At 34.1% G+C, this 12,120-nt stretch carries 13 protein-coding genes; 1 reads left to right on the top strand and 12 read right to left on the bottom strand.

From position 1 onward, the window contains the following. Positions 1–315: 315 nt before the first annotated feature. The 4 genes from ACHRV5_RS14155 to ACHRV5_RS14140 all read right to left on the bottom strand — a co-directional run bounded on the left by ACHRV5_RS14155 (position 316) and on the right by ACHRV5_RS14140 (position 4,367). Positions 316–2,223, bottom strand: a complete 1,908-nt coding sequence (locus ACHRV5_RS14155) for an SPFH domain-containing protein (RefSeq protein ID WP_047773586.1) — start codon at positions 2,221–2,223, stop codon at positions 316–318. Between the two features lie 286 nt (positions 2,224–2,509). Continuing rightward, positions 2,510–3,046 (bottom strand): YcxB family protein, encoded by a 537-nt coding sequence (locus ACHRV5_RS14150; protein ID WP_047773584.1) that lies wholly within the window; start codon positions 3,044–3,046, stop codon positions 2,510–2,512. A gap of 136 nt (positions 3,047–3,182) precedes the next feature. Then, complete coding sequence (locus ACHRV5_RS14145) at positions 3,183–3,677, bottom strand: YgcG family protein (protein WP_230002643.1); 495 nt, start codon at positions 3,675–3,677, stop codon at positions 3,183–3,185. A gap of 207 nt (positions 3,678–3,884) precedes the next feature. Beyond that, positions 3,885–4,367, bottom strand: coding sequence for a TPM domain-containing protein (locus ACHRV5_RS14140; RefSeq protein WP_395427198.1), 483 nt, complete (start codon positions 4,365–4,367; stop codon positions 3,885–3,887). Positions 4,368–4,718: 351 nt separating this feature from the next. Here ACHRV5_RS14140 and ACHRV5_RS14135 point away from each other — a divergent pair, with 351 nt between their 5' ends. After that, on the top strand, positions 4,719–5,120 hold the full coding sequence (locus ACHRV5_RS14135) for an NUDIX domain-containing protein (protein ID WP_395427197.1): 402 nt from the start codon (positions 4,719–4,721) through the stop codon (positions 5,118–5,120). Between the two features lie 67 nt (positions 5,121–5,187). On the opposite strand, the gene ACHRV5_RS14130 is transcribed toward ACHRV5_RS14135, so the two are convergent. The 8 genes from ACHRV5_RS14130 to lpdA form a co-directional block, all read right to left on the bottom strand. Continuing rightward, entirely contained in the window at positions 5,188–5,505 is a 318-nt protein-coding gene (locus ACHRV5_RS14130) for a hypothetical protein (RefSeq protein WP_395427196.1), read from the bottom strand. Between the two features lie 50 nt (positions 5,506–5,555). Continuing rightward, on the bottom strand, positions 5,556–5,999 hold the full coding sequence (locus ACHRV5_RS14125; RefSeq protein ID WP_395427195.1) for a hypothetical protein: 444 nt from the start codon (positions 5,997–5,999) through the stop codon (positions 5,556–5,558). 72 nt (positions 6,000–6,071) lie between these two features. Continuing rightward, positions 6,072–7,754: a CocE/NonD family hydrolase gene (locus ACHRV5_RS14120; RefSeq protein WP_395427194.1), complete on the bottom strand. Its 1,683-nt coding sequence runs from the start codon at positions 7,752–7,754 to the stop codon at positions 6,072–6,074. Positions 7,755–7,956: 202 nt separating this feature from the next. Next, positions 7,957–8,334 (bottom strand): DUF3703 domain-containing protein, encoded by a 378-nt coding sequence (locus ACHRV5_RS14115; protein WP_047773570.1) that lies wholly within the window; start codon positions 8,332–8,334, stop codon positions 7,957–7,959. Positions 8,335–8,528: 194 nt separating this feature from the next. Then, positions 8,529–8,936: a VOC family protein gene (locus ACHRV5_RS14110; RefSeq protein WP_395427193.1), complete on the bottom strand. Its 408-nt coding sequence runs from the start codon at positions 8,934–8,936 to the stop codon at positions 8,529–8,531. A 56-nt stretch (positions 8,937–8,992) separates the two neighbouring features. Further along, positions 8,993–9,724, bottom strand: coding sequence for a helix-turn-helix domain-containing protein (locus tag ACHRV5_RS14105; RefSeq protein ID WP_395427192.1), 732 nt, complete (start codon positions 9,722–9,724; stop codon positions 8,993–8,995). Positions 9,725–9,784: 60 nt separating this feature from the next. Continuing rightward, positions 9,785–10,282: a hypothetical protein gene (locus ACHRV5_RS14100; protein WP_395427191.1), complete on the bottom strand. Its 498-nt coding sequence runs from the start codon at positions 10,280–10,282 to the stop codon at positions 9,785–9,787. A 373-nt stretch (positions 10,283–10,655) separates the two neighbouring features. Continuing rightward, on the bottom strand, positions 10,656–12,044 hold the full coding sequence (gene lpdA / locus ACHRV5_RS14095) for a dihydrolipoyl dehydrogenase (protein WP_047773563.1): 1,389 nt from the start codon (positions 12,042–12,044) through the stop codon (positions 10,656–10,658). Positions 12,045–12,120: the final 76 nt, after the last annotated feature.

The raw sequence follows: 12,120 nt of genomic DNA, 5'->3' as shown, positions 1-12,120 counted from the left end.
TAAAAAATCATTACAGACAAATCGCTTAAATTCTTCACTGTATTTAGATTGCCATTTTGAGGTTGATATTTTTGTATATCGTTCCATTTTGTTACACTTTTGTGTAAACCTATTTCAGGACAAGACATGATTTGACAAAGTAAATGACTTATTTAGAAAGTCTTTCGTAGCTTTCATTCAAAGTAAGAGTAAACATATGAAGATATTATATATTGATTTTAGTAAAAAATAGTAAAGTTAGATTTGATTAATTGTATTATAAAAAAAATCCGACTTGCTCTCACAAATCGGATTTAATAATAAAATTGAAATCAATTATTTTTTAGGACTTTTTACATTTTTTTCGGTGTCCATCATTTCCATTAGTTTTAAGCCAAGCAGGCCACTTATAGATCCATCGGAACCACCGTTTCCTGTAATTAAAACATCCGGAATTACTTTAATGTTTCCTTTACCAATCTCTTCGGTTACTTTGTATTTGGTAAAATTATCACCACCCATTGCGGCAACTTGTAATTGATACGATTCGGCTGTTGATTTACCAACGGCCATAATTTTCTCTGCTTCTGCCAAACCGGTTTTTGAGATTCTTTCAGCTTCAGCACTTGCTGTCAGTTTTGTAGCTTCGGCTTGCGCTCCGGCTCTGGCTTTGGTTGCTTCTGCTTCTGCATTGGCACGCATTTTTGTAGCTTCAGCTTCGGCATTTACATTTAATTTTAAACTGGTTGCATCACCTTCCGCTTTCTTAACAGTTGCATCTGCTGTACGTTGTGCGATTTCAACACTTTGTGAAGCGCGAACAATTTCTTTTTGCATATCAGCAATTGCCGTTTCTTTCTCCATTCCCTGACGTTGTTCCTGTGCCATTCTTTGGGTTTGATAGGTTTTTTGCTCTTCTTCGGCCAGTTTTCTATCGGTTAGAGTTTTCATCAAAGAGTCCGGCGGTACAATATCTCCAATTAAGGTATCAACAGCGTTTACATTGTATTCGTCTAATACCAGTTTGATATGGTTTTTAGCAGATTCCTGACGCTCTTTTCTGGTTGACAAAAACGAAATTACATCACTATCCTGAGCTGAGTTTCTGAAATAGTTACCAATCGTTGGCTCCAAAACCTGAGAAACCAGATTGTTCATGCTTCCGAAACGGGCAATAACTTTTGGCGCTTCATTGGCCGGTACGTGAATAATTTGCGCAACATCCAGATTAAACGGGAAACCATCTTTTGAACGTACGGTAATTGTAGATAAGTTTTTATCTAAATTATGAGATTCGCTTCGTGCATTTGCCCAGTTTAAAACCAGGTTAGTGGTCGGAACAGCTTCCAGTTTTGTGGTGTATTTATTCAGTGCATATTTTCCGGGACCAAGAGGTTCCATCCAAACACCACGTTGTCCTTTGGAAACAATATTTCCGTGTTTGAAAGTGTCGCCTGTTACGTCTTGTCCGTCTTCACCTATATAGGAGATTATAACACCAACATAACCGATTGGCACATCTGTCATTGGGTTTTGTTCAATTAGAACTCCCCAGGTATTGATGTAATACGAACCGGCAAGCATGACCTGAGGTTGCAAACCACGATTTCCGCCTTTGTCAAGGAACTGGTCAAAATCCTGAAAGTTATTATGTCCTTCGATAGATTTACCTGCAATTTGTCCTTGCGGAATTGGCTCGCCATCAAGAGCCGTTACGATTCCGATCATGTTTTCGTAAATCTTAATTTGATCTGCGATTACAATCTCAAACAGGAACGTATTAATACGATAAGACCCTGTTGTAATAAAAGCGGTCTGACGTCCTTTTTGTCCTCCGTTGTTTAAGAAAGCAGTAGCATCCTGAAAGTTGTCGCTGTCTACTTTTCGGGCCAGAATTCGTCCGGTTGGGATTTCTTTTCCGTCTTTACTTAAAACGAGTCCGATTTTACCTTCGGGAATCAAAGTAAAGCTTGTCATGTCTACTATGTATTGCCAAATCCACATTCCCCAATACAATCCGGGAGCTAAGGCCTGTGCTTGGTAACCGGCTTCTCCTTTTGTGGCAATAATTCTACCATCGGGAAGTGATTTGTCGGCACCAAACAAAACAAATTTCTTGGTTACAAGACCAATTTTATCTTCCGGAACAATCACCATTCCGAAGAAAACGCGAAGCACAAATTTGTAAAATAAGATGGAAAGTACAAGTAGTAAAATCCACCAATAAGAAGTAATTTCAGTCATAATTATTTATAGTTTATACTACAAACGTACTGCAAATGTTTCCTGTTAAAATGAAATATTTTTAAAATTAACATTTGATAACTGTTACTTAAAAAAGTTAAAAAAAGACTGATTTTATATCGTTGGAATTGTCAATTTGTGACACGATTTTTTGCTGTGTCAACTATGATTGGTATTTTGGGTTTTAACAATTTAAAAGGGAAATTGTTTGATTTTGGATGGGGTTGGGGAAGGAGTTTTAAAACGTACTTGATTTAAGAATATAGAAAAAGAGGGATAAGAGTATTTATTGCCATTCCCAATTTACTTTGTCTACATACACTGCTTTGTATTCTATTAGTATGGTTTTAAATTCTTCTGTATGATTTATTGCTTTTCGAGGTATTATTATGGAGAGATCTGTTTTTAATCGTATTAAAAAATGGTCTTTAAGTTCGATGAGTTTTTCGACTTCGTTTGAATTTATTTTTGTTTCGCTTGTTTCATCTTTACCGTAAATATAATCTTCCGTAAACGTAATTTCGGAAGTACGATTTACACTGTTTTTATAATGTTCATTTATGTGATTTACATAATGTTTTTTATATCTTCTTTTTGAATAATACGGGTAGAAAGAAAACCAGATAATTCCGAAAAGAATTAGTAGAATTCCAGCGAAAAAATTGCCTTTATGCAGAATAAAATACAATGCAAGTATTAAATATAGTATTGGAATTCTAATTCGTTCGTTTCTTCTTTTTCTCTTAATGTTTTTTGATTCAGAAGCAAGGTATAATTGATTTACTAGTAAGTCTGAATAGTTTAATTCGTATGTTAATGTCATTTTTTATGGAAGAGTATTTTATTGATGTCGATTTTTTATGATGTAAACAATACGCTCATAATAAGGATTCAATTTGCATTGATAAATCGGATTTTAACTAATCAGTTTTTGATTTCAGTGTTTTACCGTTAACGGGTTATAATTCCAGCTTTTTTATAATCTGAATTGTTCCTTCTTGCAGTCCTTTAAAATAGTCTCCTTTTTTTAGTTCAGGAATGACAAAAGTAGAGAGGATTATTTCTACTTCTTTGTCACTAAGTTTGTTGCGTAACTTTTCTACTCCTCGAATTTGTATTTGTCTCAATTGTTTGCTTATTACGAGCAAAATAGAAGCATCTATCTTTAAATTGGTATTCAAGTATTTGTCGAGTTCTAAAGAATAATCGGCAAGTTCTGTGTAAGAACCTAATGTAGGAGTGGTTATAATCAGTATTTTATTGTTTGTTTTTGTGTCACAGGACTTTAAGGCTTCTTTTAAAGTTTCTACTTGTTTTGAAGTCAGAATTTTTTCGAAGTCATTTACATAATCATAGGATTTTGCGAAGATATTTTGCGCTTCTGTTTTTGACTGAGCTAATGAATTGTTGAAAAAAATTACAGAAAGTGTAATGATGAAAAATATTTTTTTCATGGGTAGATTTGGTTTTTGGGAGTCGTAAAAGTAGGATATTATTATTAGATATCAAGTTGCAATTTGATACCAAATCGTTACTATTTGTTGTTTTTCAGGAAGATTTAACAGAATCAAAAAAAATCCGGTTTCTGAAGACAGACCGGATTTTTTGGATTGAAAAATACATGCAATTTATAGCTGTACAGTTCTGTAATTGAAGTAAGTTTATTCTATTTTTTTTAATATTTGTGCTATGCCATCTTCCAGACCTTTGTAATAATTTCCCTTTTTTAATTCCGGAACTACAAAATTGGCTGCGATTTCTTCTATTTCTTTGTCGGAAATCTTGCTGTGTAGTTTGTTGACACCCTGAATTCGCATTTGTCTCAATTTTTCACTCATGATAATTAAAATCGAAGCATTTACCTTTAAGTCATTGATTAGATATTTGTCTAAATCCAGCGTATAATCGGAGATGTTTGAGTAAGGGTTTAGGGAAGAAGTGGTTACAATTATAATTTTATGAGTTGATTTTGTTTCCCCTTTTTTTAGAACGTTATTGAGATTTTCTATTTGTTTTGGAGTCAGAATTTTTTCAAAGTCATTTACATAATTGTATGATTTTGCAAAAACATTTTGCGTTTTCGTCTGAGAAAACAGAACATAAGGGAAAACTAAAGAAATTACAAGAATTAAAATTTTTTTCATGAGGTGTAGTTAATTTGGGTGCCGCAAAATTAGCATTTTATTATTGTAATTAGGTCTGTCAATAACTGTTAAAAATTAATTTATATTCGATTTTTTATAAGGCACTAAAATCGGAGTATTTTTTAATTTTTTTGAGATGCAACAATTATTTCATCTTCGTTGATTTCGCAGAGCAGGACAGCTATTAGAAAAAACGAGCAACGAACTTCATAGAAGATTGTGATAGAAATAAATGGAATCATAGAAATCGAGCGAACAAAAAAAGAAAAATAAATCGTATTAAAATACTGTTTCTCATTTAGCGTTTTTTTTAATTAATAGTATATTTGAGGTCAAATTTAATTTTATAGTATGCCTGGTTTTATTGACAAAGTGGCTTTGATTCACGTAAATGATCAAAAAGTTTTGAGTACCATCTCAAAGAATAAAAACGCATTTTTTTTCCCTGGTGGAAAGAGAGAACCTAACGAATCAGATATTGATTGTTTAAAAAGAGAGATTGAAGAAGAACTTAATGTTACATTGAATGATGATACTATTCAGTTTTTTGGCACTTTTGAAGCGCCTGCACACGGACATCCGGAAGGTGTAAATGTACGTATGATTTGTTATTTTGCTGACTATATTGGTGAATTGAAAGCCAGTAATGAAATAGAAAGTTTTGCTTGGTTAGAATTTAAAGACAAAGCAAATTCCTCATTGGTTGATCAGTTGATATTTGATGAATTGTATGAGAAAAAAATAATTAAATAGTTGTAGAGATGCACTGCTGTGCATCTCTATCTGCATCTCTACTGTGCATCTCTACAACAACAATGGGTTATAAACACCAAGAATTGATATTTTGGACATTAAAATCCAGGCATTTTTTAGATTGTTCCTTAGAGATTGCAATTATTTCTTCTTTTTTAATTCCTGCATTGTAGTAATAATTAGTGTCGTCTTCTCCATAAATCCATGCATCACTAGAACCGTTTTCCATGACTATACTATTAAAAACAAACACATTGGATTGTTTTGGGATGTAGTAATTGGGATCAATTAGGCATCCCCAGAGATTTTCCAAGAATGTGGAAGTGAAGAACAGATAGAGAGTAACAAATAAAAATGTCGTTGCGATGTACTTTCTGTATTTCATTATAAAGGGTTTTGCAAAATATAAAAAAAGTGAGGGAGTTTGATTTTGTTTTATTCAACTGTCCCACATTCAATTGGTTCGGGTTGTATCTTTAACTTTTTGTACATCCTGTCAAAGTCTTCTTTGGGATTGTTGTAATCGGTTTTTCCGTATTTGAGGTAAATTGTGGTTTTCAGATCGTCTTTAATCGAAAACTTCTTTTTATAAGGTTTACACTTTAGACCATAAACTTTTATGTCAATACGATTCTTGACGATGTCTTTTGGATTAAGAGTGAAAATGTCAATGCCATCAAAATTGGTGCAACATTCTGCTTTGATTCTTTTATTACCGGAGTATATTTCGAAAAATGATCCTATTATAGTGTCTTTTGTCTTTTTCTCAATGGTCATTATTTCAATTCTGTAGTCTTTTTTGGAATCGTTGTTTTGTCCAATCACTGATAAACTGAAAAGAAAGAGGAAGGAGTAAATTATTTTTTTTATTGAGGGCATTTTTTGGTTTGTTACTGTTGTTCTGGAAATGTTGTCAAACGACTGTTAGTTGCAGTCAATTTATTAGTCGAATTAGTTCTTCCATATCGGAATTTTTATAAAACTATCGTTATGCCATTTTATTTGTAACGGTTCGCCTGCATCCTTTATAGTTTCGTCCACGACTTCTTTCCCTGAGCCGTAATTTATAATCTCAAATGGGTGTTTGTTGATGTTTACCAAGATTAAAAGCTGACTACCTTTACTAATTTGCTTGCTTATAAATCGGGTGTTGTTGACAGGAATGCTTTCTTTTTTGCCGGGTTCTAACAATTGTCGTTTAGCGTTGTCTTTTGCGTAACTGGCTCTGCCGACATATCGCGTTAAGTAAAAATATTTTCCGTTTGGGAGTATCTCGTATAAAGCCAACGAAACATCCATGTCTTTTTTATTGATAGTTGCATAAAGATTGCCAAGAAAGGAGCCATTTATTGAAAATTCTTTCTCAAAAGGGTCTGTTTTAAAAACCAAAGCACCGCTTACATCTAGTGTATCAATAATAATTTTGGGTGTGTAGTAGTTGTTTTGATTTTCACGATCTTTAAAATCAACAGTTTGAATTTCAAAACCTTTCTGTTTTGGTTTTTTGGCTGTCAAAGTTTTAGTGTTGAGATACAATTTTAGGGTGTCGTTATTTATTTTATTTAAGGAGGGAACGTGCTTCCATTCGTTTTTCCCCATTAACTGAAAGTTGACTTTGTCTTTTAACAGATCGGGTTTGGGTTTGTTTTTTAGAATATAATCAAGCCATTCATAAGCAAGATCCCCCATGCTAATGTTGGCAACGTTGTCTATTTCGTAGCCCATTAGATTTGGAGTTGCTTTTCGTTGTCCACTCCAATGGTCATAAGGACCAATTACAAGATAATGGTTGGCATTTTTGTTGTATTGGTTGTGCCATTTGAAGTATTGTAAAGAACTAATCTGAGCACCATCATAATATCCGGTTGTAGATAAAACTGGGATATTTATTTTAGCGTATTCCTGTGGTGTTGGTACTACTGATTTCCAATAGGCATCATAAGCAGGATGTTGCAGCCATTTTTGAAACATAGGATTTGGAATCCCGGCTAAACTGTCTAAACTCTTGTAGGAACTTCCTTTTTCAAACCATTCAAAAGGCAAATTTTTGCTTATGCCCTGCGATTTGTATATATTTTGATAGGGCCAGTTTAATGCAATATTACTTTGAACATTATTCTCCATTGGCACATCAAAACCGGGCATTATTGCTACTTGTGGCACAATGGTTTTAAGTGCGGGATGAATGTTTTTTGCGGTTGCCCATTGCGAAAAACCGGTATAACTGCCTCCCAACATTCCAACTTTTCCATCACACCATGATTGTTTACTAATCCAATCTATAATGTCATAGATGTCCGTTCCTTCGTGTTCGTAGGGCACATAGTTCTTGAGATCGCCTCTGATACCACGGGCGTAAGCGACAATTCCGACATAATCTTTGTCGGCAGATCTTTTGCCAAGAATGGCGTCACCGGCTCCCTGATAATAGGTTGTGTAAAAAAGTACCGCAGGTAATGGTTGAACATTTGCTTTTTTGCGAACTATAATTGCCGAGATCGGGATTCCGCTCTTTGTAGGTATTAAAATGCTGTCCTGAATACGGTATATAGTGTCAGCAGGATTGGTTTGTTGCGCAAAAACTGTTGTTAAACTCGTCAGTGTAAGTAAAAAGATTAAAAATAAATGTCTCATTCATTTTATGTTTTTGGTTGCTCAATTTTAACGTGTTGTGGGGTGTACCCGTTGCTACTGTTTTGGTAATTAGTGCTTTTGGGGATTAAAGATGCGATATTTTACTTTAAAAACAAGTTTTTGAAATACAAAATTCTCTTCAGATTAAGTCTAAAATGCTAATCTTACCTACGGTTTTGTATGATCTTTTCTCCCTATAATCTCAATTATAGCTTACACCTGCTTTATGGAATATATTTTTTATTTCTTCTTCAATTGGAAAAGATTTTAAAGGAGGGACATTGGCACCTCCTGGATTTCCTGTGGGAATTTTGCCTACAAATGATTTTACACCACCAAAGATCAGACGAGGAATTTGCCCAAGAATTTCTTTTTTACTTTTTATTTTGAATCCGAATTGTAACATCTTCCAGTGTACATAAGTATGCGAAATCGGAAACTTTTGCCCTATAATATGGGCTCTTTCCAGATGATTCCAGGCAGCTTTTAAATTATTGGCAGTATATTCAGTTTGATATTTTTTTAATTCTTCATTATAATAGGGGGCTAATTCTTTTGGAAGTAATGTATTAAATTTCATGGTTTTTCTTTTTCAAATAATGATATAATTAGCTGTAATATTCGTTGCTTATAAGTGCGTACGACTTTCGTTTCAGTACCAGGCGAGGTTGGAGATCTCGAAGCCGAATATTTTCGCTACAACGAATATAGGAATAAAAATGCTAATTTCATTGCAACTCCAATCTCATCCTGTGGCTGTTGGTGACAGATTATTTATACCTTTATATAGTTCAGATACCAATGTATTCCAAACTTATCCAGTACACAAACCAAATTAGTTTCGATGGTCGTTTCAAAAAAGTCAGAAGTAATATTCCCGTCAACTTTTAGTTTGTCGAATACCGATTTATGTTCAACGGGATTGTCAAAATTTATAGTCATTCCGATACCATTTCCATAAATTACATCTTCTTTTTCAAATCCGTCTGAGATATAAAAATGAATATTTTCGGCTTTAAATTCGGCGTGAGCAATTTTGTTTTTGTAGCTATCCGAAACTTGATAAGGTGTTTCAGAGAACCGTTGTACAAACGTTGTTTTTCCGTTAAAACATTCTTCGTAAAATTCTAAGGCTTCTTCTGTTCTGCCTTTAATGGTGAAATAAGCAACTAATGGTTTCATATTTTATGTTTTGCCAAAGATTGACATTAGTTAGACCAAAAAATTGAACGGAGTTGCTATTTTACACTTCGCGAAGGTAAAATGCCAAAAGCTTTAAAATAAGTTCTTGTAAAATGTGCCTGATCAGAAAACCCGCCTGAGTAGGAAGATTGTGTGAAATTCTGATTGTCGCATATCGATTTTAAAGATTTTATCAATTTGGAATACAATACAAATTCTCTAAACGACATTCCGGTTTGTTCTTTAAAAAGATGGGAGAGTCGGTAAGTAGATAAATTGTTTGATGCTGCAACATGCTTGAGAGTACTTTTTTCTGATTTCCGAATTAAATCAATAGCTTGTACAATTCGTGAATCCATTTTAACTGTGTTGGATATTATTCCGATTTTCGCAGCAATTTGGACAATTAATTCTTCGGTTAGTTTCTCATTATTTTCATTGACGGAAAACCAGTTCCTTAAGATTTCAAGGATGTTTTGTGTTTGAGCAGGAGATAGTTCTTTGAAAGTTTCGCTTTTGTCTGTCAGATTGAATCCCTGACTACAAAACGGATCAATATGAATAAAAGCAACATAACTCTTATACGGATTGATGAATTTTCGAATGGCATTGGGTTGAATAATTATTCCTGAACAAAAAACACTCTGTTGTCCGGATTCAAAGTGAAATTTTTCTGAAAACGAAACGGCTATGGTAATAGCATGATGCAAGTGCTGCTCAGTTTGAATGTCTTCTCCAATGTAGATTCCGCCAATCTCCGAAAATCCTATTTTTATATTTTTTCTCACGGAGGTTTTGTGTCTAAGTTTGGGTTGATGATTACTAACGGTTGTTAGCGCTCTATTTTTTTAATGCCTACTATCCGAAACTAAATATTTTTCAATGTGCACTTTCCAAACTTCTCTTTTGTTAACGACAAATTGTTCTTCTTGACTATTTTTATTTTTTATGAGTATTCCATTACTTACCAAACCCATTGTCTTAACAAATTCAACTGCTTCGATTTGATTTAGAAGTATAATTTGTTCATGTCGTTTTATGTAGTTTATTAAATTGGTTTGGAAAATTAGCCTGTCACTCATTAGGTAAAGTGTTCCTCCAACTGCTATACCATCTTTAAAATGATTTGTCATTCCGTGATAAATTACGAGTTGTTTGTCAATGTCTTGAAATTTAATTGAGAAATCAATTTTTGAAAATATTTTGAAGTAAAAAAGAATAGGTGAGAGTACTAAAATGATGACACTAACAATAATTGCAATGTCTATTTTGACAGTGTACGCAAGGTAAGTAAACATAATGACTGCAAAGATTAATCCTGATAAAATAGAATATTTAATTTTCATTTATTGATATGTTTTTATTGAGATGATTTTTTTTATTCTCGAACAATTTAATCGTTACTGTTTTGAGGCTAGTTGCGGCTGGAAATTAAAGGTGCGATATTTTCCCGTTAAACACAAATTTTGAAATTACAAAGTCTTCTTAACAGGAATCTTTTTAACTGCTAAGTGCGCAGGGGTTTACGCAAAGTTCGCAAAGTTTTTTAGACAAAGCTTTGCGAACTTTGCGTTTTTATAAAGGCTCGCATATCAAAAAAATCTTTGCGACCCTTGCGGTTTAAAACAAACGACAGAAAAAAAATCCGATCTGCTTTACACAAATCGGATTTTTAATTGAAAATTATATATAACCGTCGTCGTCCTGACGCGGGTATTTTTACAAGTGAATTACTTCGCCGTAAGCATCAGCAACAGCTTCCATAACCGCCTCACTCATCGTTGGGTGAGGGTGAATAGATTTTAAGATTTCGTGACCTGTAGTTTCCAGTTTACGGGCTACAACTGCCTCAGCAATCATATCTGTAACTCCGGCACCAATCATATGACATCCTAACCATTCTCCGTATTTAGCATCGAAGATTACTTTTACAAATCCGTCTGAATTACCGGAAGCTTTTGCTTTACCTGAAGCAGAGAACGGGAATTTACCAATTTTTAATTCGTATCCTTTTTCCTTTGCTTGTTTTTCAGTCAAACCAACTGAAGCGATTTCTGGAGTTGCGTAAGTACAACCCGGAACGTTTCCGTAGTCAATTGGGTCTACGTGTAAACCTGCAATTTTCTCCACACAGTTGATTCCTTCAGCAGAAGCTACGTGAGCTAAAGCTTGTCCCGGAGTAACGTCTCCAATTGCATAGTAACCAGGGATATTGGTTTGGTTGTATGCGTTTACCAGAATTTTATCACGGTCTACAGCAATACCAACTTCTTCTAATCCGATGTTTTCGATGTTTGTTTTGATTCCAACTGCAGAAAGTACGATGTCTGCTTCAAGGATTTCTTCTCCTTTAGCTGTTTTTACTGTTGCTTTTACACCAGCACCTGTAGTATCTAATTTTTCTACAGAAGAATTAGTCATTACTTTGATACCTGCTTTTTTCAAAGATCTTTCAAATTGTTTTGAGATATCTTCGTCTTCTACCGGCACTACATTTGGCATAAATTCTACAATAGTAACATCTGTTCCCATTGAGTTGTAGAAATGTGCAAATTCAACACCAATGGCTCCTGAACCTACAATGATCATAGATTTTGGTTGTGTTGGTAAGGTCATTGCCTGACGGTATCCAATTACTTTTACACCATCTTGTGGTAAGTTTGGTAACTCACGAGAACGTGCTCCTGTAGCAATAATAATATGATCTGCACTATATTCGGTAACTTTATTGTCTTTGTCTGTAACGTCCAGTTTTTTTCCTGGTTTTAGTTTTCCAAAACCTTCGATAACGTCAATTTTGTTCTTTTTCATTAGAAACTGAACTCCTTTGCTCATTCCGTCTGCAACATTACGACTACGTTGTACCACTGCCGGGAAGTCTTTGTCGAATTCAGTAACTTTTAATCCGTAGTCTGAAGCATGTTTCAAATAATCAAAAACCTGAGCCGATTTTAATAATGCTTTTGTTGGGATACATCCCCAGTTTAAACATACACCACCTAAGTTTTCTTTTTCAACTACCGCTACTTTAAAACCTAATTGTGAAGCTCTAATAGCTGTTACATATCCACCAGGACCACTTCCTAAAACAATAACGTCGTATTTCATTTTTTTTGCTTTTAATAGTACTACCGAAAATGAAGTTTTATAGATCCGAAACTCATTTTCAATTTCTTTGTTATTT

This window comes from Flavobacterium sp. FlaQc-52 (assembly GCF_044007495.1).
GTDB classification, from domain to species: Bacteria; Bacteroidota; Bacteroidia; order Flavobacteriales; family Flavobacteriaceae; genus Flavobacterium; species Flavobacterium cupriresistens.
The sequence above is the reverse complement of the archived record's forward strand: the minus strand, read 5'-3'. Positions and strand labels throughout refer to the sequence as shown.